This is a genomic window from Aliidiomarina soli (genome assembly GCF_003986975.1).
Classification (GTDB): domain Bacteria; phylum Pseudomonadota; class Gammaproteobacteria; order Enterobacterales; family Alteromonadaceae; genus Aliidiomarina; species Aliidiomarina soli.
The window spans coordinates 315,419-332,475 of record NZ_PIPO01000004.1 but is presented as its reverse complement, the minus strand read 5'-3'; the positions used below and the strand labels follow the sequence as shown (position 1 = coordinate 332,475).

General features: G+C 52.2%; 16 protein-coding genes. 7 read left to right on the top strand and 9 right to left on the bottom strand.

What is annotated here, in order from left to right:
- Nucleotides 1–51 precede the first annotated feature (51 nt).
- Genes rsgA through CWE14_RS10670 form a run of 3 tightly spaced genes read left to right on the top strand, consistent with a single transcriptional unit; the run spans nt 52 to nt 2,676 of the window.
- Nucleotides 52–1,071, top strand: coding sequence for a small ribosomal subunit biogenesis GTPase RsgA (gene rsgA, locus CWE14_RS10680; RefSeq protein WP_126799366.1), 1,020 nt, complete (start codon nt 52–54; stop codon nt 1,069–1,071).
- Between the two features lie 7 nt (nt 1,072–1,078).
- Nucleotides 1,079–1,948: an archaetidylserine decarboxylase gene (gene asd / locus CWE14_RS10675; RefSeq protein WP_126799365.1), complete on the top strand. Its 870-nt coding sequence runs from the start codon at nt 1,079–1,081 to the stop codon at nt 1,946–1,948.
- A complete protein-coding gene (locus tag CWE14_RS10670; RefSeq protein WP_126799364.1) occupies nt 1,948–2,676 on the top strand; it encodes a glycerophosphodiester phosphodiesterase in 729 nt (242 codons plus the stop codon). Before asd ends, CWE14_RS10670 begins: the two co-directional genes overlap by 1 nt.
- Here the strand turns inward: CWE14_RS10670 and CWE14_RS10665 are convergent.
- The 4 genes from CWE14_RS10665 to nudC all read right to left on the bottom strand — a co-directional run bounded on the left by CWE14_RS10665 (nt 2,673) and on the right by nudC (nt 8,927).
- Entirely contained in the window at nt 2,673–5,819 is a 3,147-nt protein-coding gene (locus CWE14_RS10665) for an efflux RND transporter permease subunit (protein ID WP_126799363.1), read from the bottom strand. The two genes, CWE14_RS10670 and CWE14_RS10665, sit on opposite strands and share 4 nt — an antisense overlap.
- Nucleotides 5,820–5,822: 3 nt before the next feature.
- Entirely contained in the window at nt 5,823–6,878 is a 1,056-nt protein-coding gene (locus tag CWE14_RS10660; protein WP_126799362.1) for an efflux RND transporter periplasmic adaptor subunit, read from the bottom strand.
- 117 nt (nt 6,879–6,995) lie between these two features.
- Complete coding sequence (hemE, locus tag CWE14_RS10655) at nt 6,996–8,069, bottom strand: uroporphyrinogen decarboxylase (protein ID WP_126799361.1); 1,074 nt, start codon at nt 8,067–8,069, stop codon at nt 6,996–6,998.
- Between the two features lie 24 nt (nt 8,070–8,093).
- The gene (nudC, locus tag CWE14_RS10650; protein WP_126799360.1) at nt 8,094–8,927 is read right to left on the bottom strand and encodes an NAD(+) diphosphatase; all 834 of its coding nucleotides are present in this window, start codon (nt 8,925–8,927) and stop codon (nt 8,094–8,096) included.
- Between the two features lie 135 nt (nt 8,928–9,062).
- On the opposite strand from nudC, the gene rsd reads away from it, so the two are divergent.
- The gene (gene rsd, locus CWE14_RS10645; RefSeq protein WP_126799359.1) at nt 9,063–9,533 is read left to right on the top strand and encodes a sigma D regulator; all 471 of its coding nucleotides are present in this window, start codon (nt 9,063–9,065) and stop codon (nt 9,531–9,533) included.
- 82 nt (nt 9,534–9,615) lie between these two features.
- Here rsd and CWE14_RS10640 read toward each other — a convergent pair whose 3' ends face one another.
- Nucleotides 9,616–10,341 (bottom strand): FKBP-type peptidyl-prolyl cis-trans isomerase, encoded by a 726-nt coding sequence (locus CWE14_RS10640; protein ID WP_126799358.1) that lies wholly within the window; start codon nt 10,339–10,341, stop codon nt 9,616–9,618.
- A gap of 101 nt (nt 10,342–10,442) precedes the next feature.
- On the opposite strand from CWE14_RS10640, the gene CWE14_RS10635 reads away from it, so the two are divergent.
- From CWE14_RS10635 to CWE14_RS10625, 3 genes are read left to right on the top strand one after another with little or no spacing between them, the layout of a single operon-like run.
- Nucleotides 10,443–11,456, top strand: a complete 1,014-nt coding sequence (locus tag CWE14_RS10635) for a WD40 repeat domain-containing protein (protein ID WP_126799357.1) — start codon at nt 10,443–10,445, stop codon at nt 11,454–11,456.
- Nucleotides 11,457–11,515: 59 nt separating this feature from the next.
- Nucleotides 11,516–11,737 (top strand): SlyX family protein, encoded by a 222-nt coding sequence (locus CWE14_RS10630; protein ID WP_126799356.1) that lies wholly within the window; start codon nt 11,516–11,518, stop codon nt 11,735–11,737.
- 27 nt (nt 11,738–11,764) lie between these two features.
- Nucleotides 11,765–12,643: a phosphoribulokinase gene (locus CWE14_RS10625; protein WP_126799355.1), complete on the top strand. Its 879-nt coding sequence runs from the start codon at nt 11,765–11,767 to the stop codon at nt 12,641–12,643.
- A gap of 15 nt (nt 12,644–12,658) precedes the next feature.
- Here CWE14_RS10625 and CWE14_RS10620 read toward each other — a convergent pair whose 3' ends face one another.
- The 4 genes from CWE14_RS10620 to CWE14_RS10605 all read right to left on the bottom strand — a co-directional run bounded on the left by CWE14_RS10620 (nt 12,659) and on the right by CWE14_RS10605 (nt 16,852).
- Nucleotides 12,659–13,009: a DUF3802 family protein gene (locus tag CWE14_RS10620; protein ID WP_126799354.1), complete on the bottom strand. Its 351-nt coding sequence runs from the start codon at nt 13,007–13,009 to the stop codon at nt 12,659–12,661.
- A gap of 76 nt (nt 13,010–13,085) precedes the next feature.
- Nucleotides 13,086–14,567 carry a succinylglutamate-semialdehyde dehydrogenase gene (gene astD, locus CWE14_RS10615; protein ID WP_126799353.1) on the bottom strand — a complete coding sequence of 494 codons (1,482 nt, stop codon included), beginning with the start codon at nt 14,565–14,567 and terminating at the stop codon, nt 13,086–13,088.
- Between the two features lie 10 nt (nt 14,568–14,577).
- Nucleotides 14,578–15,636: an arginine N-succinyltransferase gene (astA, locus tag CWE14_RS10610; protein WP_126799352.1), complete on the bottom strand. Its 1,059-nt coding sequence runs from the start codon at nt 15,634–15,636 to the stop codon at nt 14,578–14,580.
- Nucleotides 15,629–16,852, bottom strand: coding sequence for an aspartate aminotransferase family protein (locus tag CWE14_RS10605; protein WP_126799351.1), 1,224 nt, complete (start codon nt 16,850–16,852; stop codon nt 15,629–15,631). Before CWE14_RS10605 ends, astA begins: the two co-directional genes overlap by 8 nt.
- Nucleotides 16,853–17,057: the final 205 nt, after the last annotated feature.

Genomic DNA, 17,057 nt, shown 5'->3' with positions numbered 1-17,057 from the left:
AATTGTTGTATCATAGCAAGCAAGAAACAGCACAACCAAGCAAGGATTCCAGTGGGTCGCAACAACAAACTCAGTAAAGGCCAGCAACGCCGCGTCCGCTCGAACATGCAGAAGCGGTTGGCAAAACGTGAGACAAAGCAAAGCGTCGAGTGGGCAAACGACCAGCTCGGGTCAATGCAAAACGCAATTGTCATTAGTCGTTTTGGCCAGCATGCTGATATCGAAACCGACCAAGGTGAGATTTTGCGCTGCAATATACGACGTACAGCAGGCAGCCTGGTGACGGGTGATATCGTTGCATTTCGTCCCGCAGCTGAAAGCGAACAAGGTTTGCAGGGTGTTATCGAGGCGGTTGAAGAGCGTCGTAGCCTGTTAACCCGACCCGATGTCTACGACGGAATTAAACCTGTGGCCGCCAATATTGACCAGATATTCGTCGTCACATCACCGCTTCCGGCATTTTCAGCACAAATTATTGACCGCTATCTGGTGGCCTGTGAAGACATTGCTATTCGCCCGGTGATAGTGATGAATAAAGCGGATTTGATCGACGAGGTCAACGAGGACTATATCCAGAACCGGCTCGCATTGTACCGCGACATTGGTTACCAGGTCGCCGTGGTCAGCGCAAAAGAACAGCATGGGCTGGATCAGCTAACCGACTTAATGGCGAACAATGTCTCCGTCTTTGTCGGCCAGTCAGGTGTCGGTAAGTCGTCATTAGTCAACGCGATTTTACCGCAGGCCTCTATTGTGACCGGCGATGTCTCGCATAATTCAGGGTTAGGCCAGCATACGACCACCGTTGCCCGACTTCATCGGCTGCCAAATCATGCCGCACTTATTGACTCGCCTGGGATTCGTGAATTTGGGCTTTGGCATATCGAACCTGAACGCGTAACCTGGGGTTTTCGTGAGTTCCGGCCGTATATTGGTGGCTGTAAATTCCGCGACTGCAAACATCGCACTGATCCTGGCTGCGCACTTCAGGCGGCCGTTGCCGAGCAAAAGCTGGACGCCGAGCGATTACAAAATTACCATCGAATTATTGATTCTTTAGAACAGGCCTGATGCCCCTATGAGCAAACTCGACCAATTCAAAGTCAAAGCCCAGTATGTACTGCCCAAGCACGCGGTTTCCCGTTTAATGGGAAGGTTTGCCAGCGCTCGTGCTGGTATTTTTACCCAGCTCTTTATGCGCTGGTTTATTAAACATTACCAAGTTGATATGTCTGAAGCCGTACGTGAAGAGCCGTCAGACTACAGCACGTTCAATGAATTTTTTACCCGACCGCTGAAACCCGAGGCCCGGCCCCTGCAGGCTGACGACTCTGAGCTAGCACACCCGGTCGATGGTAAAGTGTCGCAGCTCGGTAAAATCGATGGCGACTCCATTATTCAGGCCAAAAACCATGACTACAGCCTGGTTAAGTTGCTTGGCGGCGACGAAGCGGACGCCGCCCCCTATAAAAATGGGCAGTTTGCGACTATTTATCTGGCTCCGCGTGACTATCATCGCATCCATATGCCGCTCGACGGTACCTTGCGTAAGATGACTTATGTGCCGGGTGACTTATTCTCAGTCAACCCGTTAACCGCAGCCAATGTGCCAGGCTTGTTTGCACGCAACGAACGAGTGGTCTGCTTCTTCGATTCCGCTCAGGGACCATTTACGCTGACCTTGATAGGCGCAACCATTGTAGCCAGTATTGAGACGGTATGGGCTGGCACCGTGACGCCACCAACCGGCCCCCGCATTCACAGCTGGGAGTATCCGGCGCAGGGATTTAACGCCGTTACGTTGAAAAAAGGCGAAGAAATGGGTCGCTTCAAGCTTGGCTCAACTGTTGTCCTGACCTTCCCCGACGAAATGATGTTTTTTGAAGAGAATCTGCAGGCGGATGACGTTACGCGAATGGGCGAGGTCATGGGGCAGCTGATCCGCTGATGTTGATTATCGCGCACCGAGGTGCCAGCGCTGAGGCGCCGGAAAATACCCTGGTTGCTATGCACAGGGCACTGGAATGCAAAGCTGACGGCATCGAAATAGACATCTATGCGGTCGACGGTGAAATATTCGTATTTCATGACAGGTACCTGGAGCGCCTTACCGCGCACCCCGGGCGCCTGCAGGATTTAACCGCCGCCCAGATCCGTAAACTAAAAGTATTTGGTCAACATCCGGTACCAACGCTTGCGGAGGTACTCGAGTCGATTGGCGGGCGCTGTTTACTTAATATTGAGTTAAAAGGTGAAGTGCCACTAGATTTGCTTGCCCCGTTGCTGGAGCGGGCCCGCGGGGAATTTGGCTTTACGGCTGAACAACTAATCCTGTCCTCATTCAACCATCACTGGTTGAAAGCGCTACATGGGCGATGCCCCTGGGTTCGCCTCGGTGCCCTTAATGCCAGCTGTATGCTCGACTACGCCGCCTTCGCCACCGAGCTTGGGGCCTATTCACTGCATACCTGTGTCGACTTCGTAGATCAGGCTCTGGTTGACGATGCCCACCAACGCGGCCTGCCGGTTTACGTGTACACGGTCGACGAGTCGCATGATATTCACGAACTAAAAAAAATGGGGGTGGATGGTATATTTACCAATCACCCCCAGTTTGCCCGCAACGTGCTCGATGGCTTACCTACCCATGAGCACGAGCTAATGTGGCATCGCTAACGCTCAGCGTTCGCTTCTTCCAGTGCTAAGTCTTCTGCCCGACGATCCGGGTAATCCGCTTCATAGCCCTTAATCCGGTTCGCCAGTAACTTAGGTGACCCAGTATTCTTCGCCATGGCCTGATACAGCGCAGGAACGATAAACAGCGTCATAAAGGCAGAGAAAGCCACCCCTGCAAAAATAACTGTCCCTATTACCGCACGGCTTTCTGAACCCGGGCCTACTGCAAGCAGCAACGGCAACGAACTCATAATTGTGGTAAACGCTGTCATCACGATAGGACGCAGACGTAAAGTCGAAGCACGCACCAGCGCATCTTCAAAACGCATACCGGCGTCACGTAACTGGTTCGCGAACTCTACAATCAAAATACCGTTTTTCGCGGCCAGGCCTATGAGCATGATAATACCAATCTGACTGTATATATTGATGGTCATATCACCGAGCCAGAGTCCGGCTAAGGCACCGAAGATTGCTAACGGAACGGTCAGAATAATAACAATCGGATGCACAAAACTTTCAAACTGTGCCGCAAGTACCAGGAAGGTGATGGTCAACGCCAGTAGGAAAATCCAGTAAATGGTATTACCGCCTTCTTTATATAAGCGCGACTCGCCACGGTAATCATAAGCGGCTTCTTCCGGCAAGTCTTCAGCAACCACCTGCTCAAGAAACGCCAGTGCCTCACCCAGGTTGTATCCATCAGCAAGGTTCGCATCAATAGTAATAGCCCGCATCCGGTTGTAACGGTTCAACTGTGGTGCGGTTGCACCTTCCGTCACCGTGATCAGGTTCGACATCGGAATCAGCTCGTTTGATGTCGTCGAGCGGACATAGATGTTATTGATCGCTGAAGGCGTCTGGTAGTCTTCCCGCTCACCTTCAATAATCACATCATATTCTTCACCCCGATCAGAGTACGTCGTAACACGCCGCTCACCCATAATGGCTTCCAGTGTTCGTCCAATGTCGCCCACTGATACACCGAGGTCTGCCGCGCGGTCATGATTAATATGAACCGACAATTGCGGTACTGTTTCGCGATAATTACTGTCTACCTGCAACAGGCCCGGGTTCTCTTCTGCCCGCGCCACCACAATATCGCGCCACTCTGCTAACTGATTAAAATCATGTCCTTGCAATACGAAACGAACGGGTCGTCCGCCACCGCCACCGCCGCCTAAGGAGCTGCGCATGTTGGCGACGGCTATCACATCGGGAATTTCATTTAAGCCTTCACGGATCTCCGCCATCAGTTCGGCTGTGCCCCAGTCTCGCTCACCATGCGGCACCGCATTTACAATCGCGACCCCCGCACTGGTGCCCCAACCAGGCGCCCGCACAATCAGACGGTCAACCATTCCCCGATCAACATAGGGTAACAGCACCTCTTCAACCCGTTCCATATTGACCCGGTTCGATTCAAAGCTCGCCCCTTCAGCGCCACGCACGATAACGAAGAAGCTGCCGCGGTCTTCCTGTGGCGCATATTCCTGACCCAGTTGGCCAAACAGCACGTAACACCCTGCTATAGCCAAGGCGACCACCAGGAAAGCCATGCTGGGGAGTCCTATGGTGCGCCGTAGCCCTTTTTCATAGCCGGACTCGAGCTTAGCAAAACCACTATCGAACAGACGGCGGAACCAGCCCTTACGTTTGTTACCCTTTTTCAGAATTTTCGACGACAGCATGGGTGACAGCGAGAGTGCGGTAATACTGGAGAAACCGACAGCCGCTGCAAGTGCTACCGCGAATTCGGAGAACAGCAGACCGAGGTTACCGTCGAGGAACATTAAGGGTAAAAATACCGATATAAGGACCATCGTGGTCGCTATAACCGCAAAGCCAACCTCACGTGCTCCCCGATACGCGGCAAGCAAAGGCGGATCGCCCATTTCCACGCGACGGTAAATATTCTCCAGCACAACGATGGAGTCGTCGACCACCAGACCGATAGCAAGGACCAATGCCAATAAGGTCAGCAGGTTAATGGAGAAGCCCATTGCGCTCAGTACAATGTAGGACGATAGCAACGCCACCGGTACTGTAACCGCAGGGATCATGGTGACCCGGAGATTACCGAGGAACAGGTAAATTACGATGACGACCATCGCCATCGCTATAAAGAGGGTGTTGTAAACTTCCGATATCGAGTCTTCGATAAAGGTCGAGCTGTCGTAACTTTTCACCAGCTCCATACTTGCCGGAAGCGTCTGTTTAATACGTTCCACTTCGCGGTCTGCGTTACGTACAACCTCAAGTGTATTGGCTTCAGACTGGCGTTCTATGCCAATACCGAGCATGTTAACCCCGTTCGAGCGATACACCGATTGGTCGTTAGCCGCCTCCAGCGACACCCGTGCGATCTCTCCTAAACGAACCAGGTAGCCCCGGTCGCCACCACCACGGATGGTTAGCTGCTCAAAATCCGACGCGGAAAGGTAGGCTCTACTTACCCGAACATCGAATTCACGATCAACAGATTCTAATGTGCCCGCAGGGAGTTCGACGTTCTCGGCACGTAAGCGGTTTTCTATATCGGTGACTGTCACATCCCTGGCCGCCATCGCATCGCGGTCAAGCCACAGTTTCATCGCATAGCGGCGCTCACCACCGAAATTAACACTGGATACACCGTCCACAATGGCCAGCCGCTCCAACATAAAACGACGGGCATAGTCGGTCAGCTGTTCGCTGGTCATGAGTTCGGAGCGCAGGTTATACCAAACTACGGTATCTTCATCGGCCCCTGCTTTAGATATTTGGGGTGGATCAATTTGCTCTGGTAGCCGCCGCATAATACGCTGCACGCGCTCACGGATGTCGTTCGCCGCCGAGTCAATGTCGCGACCCGAGTCAAATTCGATAGTGACACGCGAGCTACCATTACGGCTGCGTGAATCAATAAAGCGAATACCATCTATACCACTGATACCGCGCTCTATACGCTGGGTAACTTCACGCTCCATGATCTCAGCGTTAGCACCCGGGTAACTGGTACTAATTGAAACAACCGGTGGCTCGATATTCGGGTATTCACGAAGTGGCAACGAGAGAAAGGCCACCACACCGAAAATCACCAGCAGAAGGTTGAGTACGGTTGCAAAGACCGGACGTTTTACCGATACATCAGATAAAAACATGGCTTACTGCTCCCGTGGTGACACAGGTAAGCCGTCGCGCAGACGCACCACACCCTCTTTTACGATAATGTCGCCTTCACCTAAGCCGCTCAATACCTCGACCCAACCAGGCTGACGGCGACCAATCTCGATGTTGGTGCGCACGGCCACATTGTCTTCATTCACTTTAAACACAATGAATTCATTGCGAATGGGGATAACGGAAGCTTCAGGGATCATCAGAGTCGTTGCTACTTCACGTTCCAGACGGACACGCATTAACATTCCAGGGCGAAGCTCCCGGTTTTCGTTGGGGATTGAAGCACGTACCTTAATTGAGCGGGTAATTGGGTCGACCCGTGACGCCAGGCTGACAATGCGACCTTCAAATTCACGGCCCTGATAGGCTGTCGATAAACCGATCACGCGTTGCCCGGCTGCCAGGCTCGGCAGGTAAATTTCCGGCACACTAAAGTCAACATATAGTGGTGAAATATCATCCAGTGTGGTGATAACATCGCCGGGCCGCACAAGAGACCCTTTGCTCACCTGACGGATACCGAGGCGGCCTTTAAAAGGGGCTTCGATGGTCATTTCTTCTAAACGTACGCGCGCCACTTCCAGTTCCGCGCTGGTTTGTTCAACACGAACTTCCTGTTCATCGATCATACTCCGTGATGCAGCGTTCTCAGCTGCCAGTTCACGCAGTCGATTCAGTTGGCGGCGGGCATCCGCTAAGCGGAACTCCAGTTCCTGAACCCGTGCACGTTCTTCACGGTCATTCAGGGCGACCAACACCTGACCTTCTTCAACGTCGTCCCCATCACTAAAGTACAGTTCGCGAACATTCTGCGTCACCCGTGCCATGATATCGACTGATTGACTGGCCTGTCCGGTTCCGAGACCTTCAATAATATCGCGGAATTCGACCATGCTCACCTCATGGACAACCACAGGCTGAGTCAGGTCTGGACGAACATCTACTGCCTCGTCCTCGCCGAAAAAGTACAAATAGCCAACGAAAACGGCTAACAACACTACAACCAACGAAAGTGGCGTGACTATATAACGCTTTGCCATACTGCCCTCTAGCTTAAATTCTGAAGATCCTGATATGCGACCGCCATTGTAACGTATTGGTCTTTCAGTACTGCACTCCTCAACGCTTATAAAATGAAACTGGTCGCAAAATCAGCTTCAGTCTTCGCTGTGGTAGCCTGCACTCATTTCCTGAACGGCTTTAATGAACGCACCGGCATGCTCAGGGTCGACCCCTGGGTGGATACCGTGACCGAGGTTAAAGACATGCCCGCTGCCGCTGCCGTAACTGTCTAATATAATCTGCACTTCCTGACGAATACGCTCCGGCGACGCATACAACACGGACGGGTCCATATTGCCTTGCAGAGCAACCTTATCACCAACCCGCGCCCGCGCGTCACCAAGGTCAGTAGTCCAGTCCACGCCGAGCGCATCACAACCCGTGGCTGCCATCGCTTCAAGCCATTGACCGCCATTTTTGGTAAATAAAGTGACCGGTACTTTACGCCCATCCGCTTCGCGAGTAAGACCGTTAACGATTTGCTTCATATAAGTCAGTGAGAATTCGCGGTAGTCACGTGGTGACAACACACCGCCCCAGGTATCAAAAATCATCACCGACTGAGCGCCCGCTGCAATTTGAGCATTGAGGTAGCTGGTGACCGATTGCGCCAGCTTATGCAGTAGCAGATGCATGGCTTCCGGTTCAGCAAACGCCATTTCTTTAATCAGGGCAAAGTTTTTGGTACTGCCACCTTCAACCATATAGGTGGCCAGGGTCCAGGGGCTACCGGAAAAACCGATGAGTGGGACCTCACCCTTTAATTCACGGCGGATGGTGCGAACAGCATCCATCACGTAACGCAGCTCCTGTTCAGGATCCGGTACCGGAAGCTTCTGAATGTCTGAAAACGAGCGTAAAGGACGTTCAAAACGAGGACCTTCACCTTGCTCGAAGTAAAGGCCCAGGCCCATTGCATCAGGAATGGTAAGAATGTCCGAAAATAAAATGGCAGCATCAAGCGGGAAGCGTCGTAACGGTTGCAGAGTGACTTCACAAGCCAGTTCAGGGTTGCGGCACAGGGTCATAAAGTCACCTGCCTGCTTGCGAATTTCGCGATACTCAGGCAGATAGCGGCCAGCCTGGCGCATCATCCAAATAGGCGTACGATCCACGGGTTGCTTTGCTAAGGCGCGTAAATACCGATCATTTTTCAAGGTGTTGCTCATGCCGCTTCCTATCGTTTAAAAGTTCTAGCGCGATTCTACCAAGCCTTGCAGCCGACTGCGAACTTCTTCAATCAGCTGCGCCGCGATGGTGCCCGCCGGTGGGGTTTGTGGTAACTGATCAAGTTCAAACCAGTCGCCTTCGATAATCTCAACATCGTCCACTTGCAACTCGCCACCCGCATACTGCGCAACAAAACCCGCCATCAAGGAGTGCGGGAACGGCCAGGGCTGGCTGGTCACATATTCTACGTTATCGACCAGAATCCGGGTTTCTTCATAAACTTCACGCTGCACTGTCTGCTCCAGCGTTTCGCCGCTCTCAACAAAGCCTGCTAACACGGAGTACAACCCCTCCGGATGGCGTATCCCCCGGGCCAGCAAGATCTCGTTCTTACCCCGGTCCTGGCGAAAAACCGCGACGATAATGCAGGGTGAAATGCGCGGGTAGGTACGGTAGTCACAGCTTGCACAATAGACCGCAAGTTCGTCTTCGACCTCTTGCAATGGGTCGCCACAATGGCTGCAAAAGTTATGCGTGCGAATGAAATAAGCGACCTGACAGGCTCGTCCGGCGATAGCGAACAAAGCGCTGTCGAAGTGACTGAGCAAGCGGCGTAATGGTAAGAATTCGAAGCCATCGAAAGTCACATCCTGCCCGGGGACCACCAGAAATACCTCTCGTCCCTGGTAACTTCCAATACTGGCCAGATACTGAGCAGACTGCCATAGTTGCGCCCGAACAGGCTTCGACAGTACTGGAAGCGGGTTAGCCCCCTCCCTCTGAAGAACTAAATTTTCCTTAACTATCATAATGATAGAGTCTTCATCCGGCATGTGGCCGGGCCGTGGAATAATCATGTATGCTCCTGCGTAAATCCGTGTAAAGACAGCCGAAAAGAATTGACCCCCAGCGGTCTTGCAACGTAAATTGATCTAATTGGTTGTCCGCTGGATAGTTCGAACAACCCAAATGATTAAAGACCGGAGGTCACCATGTTACGCCGCAATGAATCCGCTCGCCAGCGCTGGGGAGGTCACCATCAATCTCTTGACCATTGGCTCGAAGAACGTCAGGAAATGCTTGTTCAATACTGCCGGATGGCAGGGCTTCCGCCTTATAAAAGTGCAGATGGTCTGCCGTCAACAACTGACATTAAAGCGTTTTGCGAGGTATTGGTTGACTACGTATCCACTGGCCACTTTGAAATTTACGAGCATTTACTAACCCAGGCGGATGTGCAAAGCGAGACAGCCCGTGCCACGGCCGTGCAGGTGTACCCATTGATTACGGTGACCACGGAGCGCGTGCTTAACTTCAATGACAAGTACGCAGAAGTGAACGAAAACGATCCATTGCGTGAGTTCGACAATGACCTGTCTGCGCTAGGTGAAGCCCTTGAGGTTCGTATGGAACTTGAAGACCGTTTACTGCATGCGTTAGAAGAGCAGGCCGTATTCGCCTGAGCTGACGGGTAACTTTCTTAGCAAATTTGTAATGCTAAAACAAAGGCCAGCGTAGTCACGCTGGCCTTTGTTGTTTGGGCATTTATTGCTCGTCTTGATCTACAATGCTGACCAACTCAACCTCGAAAATCAGGGTCGAATTTGGTGGGATGGCACCACCGACATCGCGGTCACCGTAAGCCAGTTCTGCTGGGATCACGAAACGATAATGGGCGCCTTCACGCATCAGTTGAACACCTTCGGTCCAGCCCGGGATCACCCGGTTGAGGGGAAATACTGCCGGCTCGCCGCGTTCATACGAACTATCAAACACGTCGCCGTTAACCAGTGTGCCTTCATAATGCACTTCAACTACATCTTCAGCAGCTGGACGCTCACCTTCACCTTCACGCACGACTTCATACTGCAAACCGGACTCAGTCACCTCAACACCCTCGCGTTGAGCGTTCTCTTCGAGGTATTGCTGACCTTCACGCAGTGCCCGTCCGCCGACAACTTCCTGACGTTGACGCATGACCTGCTGTTGTAGCTCGATCACGATATCTTCGGCGGTTTCCTGGTCCATACGGCCTTCGCCACGAACGCTCTCATTAAACGCTGTGATAACCAGGTCCTTGTCCAGCTCGATTTCGGCTTCTTCCTGCTGACGCAGGTTTTCTTCAACGTAAAGGCCAATCGAGGCACCCAGTGCATAGGCTTGACGTTGCTCTTCAGTTTCCAGTTCAACCGTCGCTTGCTGGCTTTCGCCGCATGCGCTCAGCGCTAGGGTTAACGCCGAAACGGCGAAGACTTTATGCAAGGTTTTCATATAATTAAATTCCACGTCTCTTTATATATCGGTTTATTAGGGAGTGATTTAAATCACTGGTATAGTGAGCTTAGTGTACACAGATTACAAGAGGCTGACCAATGACAACGCGGGCTCAACGAGGTTTTATTGTAGTAGGTCTTCTCCTAAGTGGCTGGCTATTAAGTGCCTGCTCACCGTCTGCAGAAAAGCTCCAGCGTGACCAGCGTTCGCCTTCGCGAACCCAGGCTGCCGCCATTTCCCCGGATGGTGAATTGTCGTTCGTTGCCACCGCTGAACATGGTCTTATGCTCTTTGACCTGACCACCGATGAACGTAAACATAATTGGCAGCAGGACGAAGACGGTATCAGTCAAATCCGGGCCGTGGCGCTGGCTGCCGATAAAAGCGTTGCAGTCGCCGCCAGCCGTGAAACCATCGCACTTTGGGATACCAATAGCGGTGAAGTCCGCGGATACTGGCGCTTAGAAGAGGCAGGTATTCGTGACGTTGCGGTCTCCAGTCAGGGTCGGCACCTGATTATTGGCCGTAGCGACGGTGTAGTGGTGGTGTTTGAGCCGGAAACGGGCAGACGCCTGGAGTTTCTCGGTCATAGCGAACGCATCAACAGTGTCGACATCAGCGCCAATGGCCGCTATGTAATAAGTGGTGCCGATGACCATATGAGTTTGCTATGGGACACCGGTAGCGGTCAGGTGTTGCAAAGATTCCCCGGAGACGGCCGGATAGCGCTGGTCCGCTTCAACCCGGATGGCAGCACGGCTTTCACCGCCAGTGCGCAGACCGCACACATCTGGCATCTGACAAGCGCGGAAAAAATCAGCGAATTACGTCATCGTAGTCGGCACAAATCATTTCTTAGTGCAGACTTCTCGGCGGACGGGCGATTCCTGGTTACCGGCTCACCCTCACGCCATGTCGAAGTCTGGCGAGTGGAAGATGGAGAGCGCCTTTCCAGTAGCCAGGTTAAAGGGCGCGAGGACGATTACCCGCCACGGGCAGCGGTGATTGCTGTGGCGTTTATCGATGGCAGCGACGAGATAGTGAGTGAAAACAGCGCGGGGTTTGGCGAACGTTGGCGCCTTCAGGGTATACTAGAGAACCAGGCGCGCTAATGTAGCCTTTAACCTATAAACAGGCGCCGCTATCAGTCATTACAGTCAGGTGTGCTAATTTGAAAGAACTCGAGCTTGAGAAGCGAATGATGGATCTGGAAAGCCAGGTGGCTTTTCAGGAAGAAACTATCGAACAACTGAACCAGCTGGTTGCCGAACAAAACCACGAACTAGCTACGTTTAAACGCCATTTGCAATTGCTGGCAGGTCGTCTGAGTCAAATCAAGGACCAGCAAAGTGAAGACACCAACCCGGTGGATGAACGTCCACCCCATTACTAATCTTAGTAACTAAAAATTGAGTGTGTTATGTCAGCGAAGCATCCCATTATTGCCGTCACCGGTTCATCCGGTGCTGGCACCTCGACCACAGGTCAGGCTGTTCGTCATATTTTCAGAAACCTAGGGATCAACGCATCCTTTATTGAAGGGGACAGCTTTCATCGGTTTTCGCGACCAGAGATGGATCTGGCTATCCGCAGAGCGCAGGAGCAAGGCCGTCACATTAGTTACTTTGGCCCTGAGGCAAATGACTTTGAGCGCCTGGAAAAACTTTTTGCGGACTATTCCCAGTCTGGCACCGGCGAACTTCGCCGCTACCTGCACAGTTTCGACGATGCCGTGCCTTATCACCAAATGCCAGGCACATTTACCCCCTGGGAGCCATTGTCAGCGGAGACTGATCTGTTGTTCTATGAGGGGCTTCATGGTGGCGTTCAGGGCGAAAACTACGACGTCGCCAGGCACGTGGATTTACTCATAGGGATGGTCCCTATCGTTAACCTGGAATGGATTCAGAAACTGCTACGCGACACTTCAGAGCGTGGCCATTCGAGAGAAGCGGTGACCACCAGCATTGTGCGCAGCATGGATGACTACATTCACCATATAGTGCCGCAGTTTTCGCGTACTCATATCAATTTTCAGCGCGTGCCTACCGTTGATACCTCGAACCCGTTTAGTGCCAAAGACATTCCTTCTCTGGATGAGAGTTTTGTCGTTATTCGCTTTCGTGGCATGCGTAACGTCGACTTCCCCTACTATTTACAGATGATCGACGGCGCCTTTATGTCGCGTATCAATACCATGGTAGTGCCGGGCGGCAAGATGGGGCTGGCAATGGAATTGATTCTAACGCCGCTTATTGCAGAGCTTATCGAGCGACGTCAGAAAGGGAGTGGCGATTAATAAAAGTGAAGCAGGCTAACCGCCTGCTTCACTAATGCGGGCATCGAGCAGGTTTTTCACCAGGCCGGTGAACTCCTCGATAAATGTCTGTTGCGACGGTGTCGGCTGCTGATTTAATACCGACGCCAACACTTCCTCCAGATCATACAGAATAGCATCTGCCTCGCGCACAATATCGAAGCGTAGCTCCTGGCTTACATCATGTTGTTGGCTGACGCGCATAATCTTGTCAGACAAAGAGTCTTCCAGCTGTTCACGCACGGTGAAGCTAGCGCGCTCTGCACCATCAGAAGGATGTTCAAACATTTCCAGATGCTCAGTCAGGTATTGAATGAGCTCTACATAACCATCACTTTCAACAATCATAATTAGGCTTCGGTTCCTGCCACCAGGTAGCCAACTGGCTACCTGGCGTTTTAGAACATTAAGGTTGCGCGCTTACTTAAAAGGTCAGACCCGGTGCCAGTTTTTCCGGAAGCTGAACTTTCTCTGCTTCCACTGAGGCGACCGGGTATGCACAGTAGTCTGCCGCATAATAGGCACTGGCACGGTGATTACCACTGTCGCCAATACCTCCGAATGGAGCCGCACTGCTGGCGCCTGTAATAGGCTTATTCCAGTTTACAATACCAGCACGGATCCGCAGTAAGAAGTCATCGTACACGCCTTTGTCATCCGCAAGCAAGCCTGCCGATAAACCAAAGCTGGTGTTGTTAGCTTCCGCAATGGCTTTGTCTAACTCATTGTAACGATAGACTTTTAACAACGGACCAAAATGTTCTTCGTCGACCAGTGGCTGAGCGTCGGTGACGTCGATGATGCCCGGTGTGACAAACCCTTTCTCCGCATCGAGCTGGGTCATTTCAACCAGCACCTTGGCCCCGCTCGCAGCAATATCCTGCTGTGCTTTGACCATACCAGCGGCCGCTTTTGCCGAAATCATGGCGCCCATGAAAGGTGCAGGGTCAGCCTCGTAATCACCCACCCGAATAGTCTTGGTCACTTCTACCAGGCGCTCAAGAATGGCATCACCATTGGCAGAGTTTTCAATAAACAGACGACGCGCGCACGTGCAACGCTGTCCGCTGGTGATAAAGGCTGACTGGACAATATCATGCACCGCGGCCTCAACGTCTGCCACATCTTTGACGATAAGTGGATTATTGCCACCCATCTCAAGAGCCAGAATTTTACCTGGCTGACCACTAAATTGTTCATGCAACAGCTTGCCGGTGGTCGACGATCCGGTGAAGAACAAGCCGTCGATTTGCGCATTCTGTGAAAGCGCTTTGCCCGTCTCAACCAGGCCTTGAACCAGGTTGAGTACCCCATCAGGCAGACCGGCACGCTGCCACAGCTGGACCGTCTTTTCAGCTACCATTGGGGTCATTTCACTGGGCTTGAAAATAATCGTATTACCGGCAATCAGCGCGGGCACGATATGGCCGTTAGGCAAATGGCCAGGGAAATTATACGGGCCATAGACCGCGACGACTCCGTGCGGACGGTGGCGGATAAATGCTTTGGCACCCGGCATTGGGTTTTCTACCGTACCCGTCCGCTCATGGTAAGCGCGCTCAGAAATGCTCACCTTGCCAATCATCGCGCCGACTTCAGTCAGGGTTTCCCAATAAGGCTTACCGGTCTCACGAGCAATGGTCATCGCTAAATCGGCTTTGTTTTCTTCCAGTAACTCAGCGAAACGTTTAGCAATAGCCAGACGCTCTTCAAAGGTGCGCTTCGCCCAAGCCGGGAAAGCAGCGCGTGCTGCGGCCACGGCTTCATCAACCTGGGCCGGATTCGCACAACGGCTTTCCCAGATAACTTCATTACGGGCCGGGTCAACGGAGCGTAATAGCTCACCCTGACCAGCCACCCATTGGCCATTAATAAACAGGCCTGATTGTGCATTTGTAACTGACATTTAACTCTCCTTACAGAGGTGCTATTCGCAACGAATCGCCGTCTTCCACCTGCAGCGCCTCGGCCACACGACGGTCAATAATGACATCATCGCCCTGGCAGCTGACATCGGCATGACAGGCCCGGAAGTCTTCTACCTGCAAGGTACACAACAGGTAACTTTCAGCCACTTCCGGCTGCCCTACGACGACGTTCATTAATCGGCTGTTACGAACTGTTTTCAATTGTTTGAGATCGCCTTCCACGGTCGGGCCGGCGTCGAAAATATCAATGTAGTCGCGGAACTGGAGTCCTTCAGACTGTAGCAGCTTAAGCGCTGGCAGGGTGTTCTGGTGCACCTTTCCAATCACTTCCTGGGCCGATTTATCTAACATATTGACGTAGATAGGAAAGCGCGGCATTAGTTCAGCGACAAAGGTCTTGTCACCAATACCTGTCAGGTAATCGGCGCGGGGGAAGTCCATGGTAAAAAAGTGCTTTTCCAGCCACGCCCAAAATGGCGAACGACCGTTCTCATCCGAAACGCCACGCATTTCAGCGAAAACCCGGGATGAAAAACGTTTACTGAACTGGGCCAGAAACAGCAGACGGAATTTAGAAAGCGCCCGCCCGTTACGACCAAACCGGTAGGGTTCGCGTAAAAACAAGGTGCATAGCTCGGTGGCACCAGTGTAATCATTACATAGCGTCAATGTTTGCAGCGCGTTGTAGACATTATGCTTCGGCGAGTGATGAACAACTTTGCCTAAATGATAATGATAAAAGGCTTCGCTAAGCCCGACGGCGGCTTCAATCCCGGCGACACCGGCAATACTACCATCGTTGCTGTCTTCCATCACAAACAGGTAGCCGTCTTCACCTGGGGTACTCAGATCCTGTTTACTAAACGCCTCCTGCGCCCGCGCTATGCGGTTGCGCAGCAAGGTTTCATCCACTGGTAACGAAGTAAACCCGTGGCCGGACTCCACCGCGCAGTCATACAGCGCAGCATAGTCCGACTCACGAATTGGGCGAATAATCAGCTGACCCGGTTTAGCGTGCCGCCGCTCGGCTGCCTGCTTCTTAGCCATGGCTAGAAACCACCTGGGCAACAGCCTTTTCGAAACGCTGCATACCTTCGGCGATATCCGTTTCCGGGATAACCAGCGATGGTGTAAAGCGAACCACGTCAGCACCAGCAATCAGAACCATCAGCCCATGTTCAGCAGCAGCCAGTAAAAATTCGCGTGCCTTACCTTTGAATTTGTCATTCAGTGCAGCGCCTAACAGCAAGCCCTGACCACGGACTTCGGTAAACACATCGTATTTTTCATTAATCGCCTGTACCGCATCACGGAACATTTGCTCACGGCGTTTAACACCATCCAGTACTTCCGGGGTGTTGACCACATCCATGACCGCTTCTGATACCGCGCAGGCAAGTGGATTACCGCCGTAGGTACTGCCGTGAGTGCCTGGTTTCAGATGAGCAGCAATCTCAGCTGTGGTTAACATGGCACCAATTGGGAATCCACCGCCAAGGGCTTTGGCTGAGGTCAGAATATCAGGGGTCACACCACACTGTTGATAGGCATACAAGCTGCCAGTACGGCCAAAACCGGTTTGTACTTCATCAAAAATTAACAGCGCGTTGTGTTTATTACACAGCTCGCGCACGCCTTTTAGAAAGCTTTCATCGCCAGGGATCACACCACCTTCACCCTGCATCGGCTCCATCATCACAGCGCATGTTTTATCGCTCATGATGGCTTCCAGGCTCGCCAGGTCGTTGTACTCGACATGTTCAACCGCACCCGGCTTAGGGCCAAAGCCATCCGAGTAAGCAGCCTGGCCGCCCACGGTTACAGTAAAGAAAGTACGACCATGGAAGCCTTTCTGGAATGCAATAATCTGTTGCTTCTCTTCACCATGCACTTCCAGCGCCCAGCGACGCGCCAGCTTGAGGGCCGCTTCGTTGGCCTCAGCACCAGAGTTGGCAAAATAAACGCGTTCAGCAAAAGTCGCGTCTGTCAGTTTCTTCGCCAGTCGGATCGCCGGCTCATTGGTCAGCACATTACTCAGGTGCCACAGCTTCTGGCCTTGCTCGGTTAGTGCGTTCACCATCGCAGGGTGGCAATGGCCCAGGCAGTTGACGGCGATACCGCCAGCAAAGTCAACGTACTCACGACCTTCCTGATCCCACACTCGGGAACCTTCCCCTTTTACTGGGATAAAGTTTGCAGGGTTGTAATTGGGCACCATCACATCATCAAATAAGGCGCGGGTAACAGAGATTGCTTCAGACATACCTAGGACTCCTGATCTTCAATCAACAAGACATATTAAGCTGACTATTATGCCACTTCAGAGCGCATTTGTCTGTCTATACAAGGGCTTGTTTAGGGAGCGTAAGTAGTCTTTCAGGAGAGTTGCATAAGTATCCGATTTTACCGGGCAAAACTGGATACTTAGGCAAAAATAATCGGCTATCGGAATAGCACAATGTGCAATA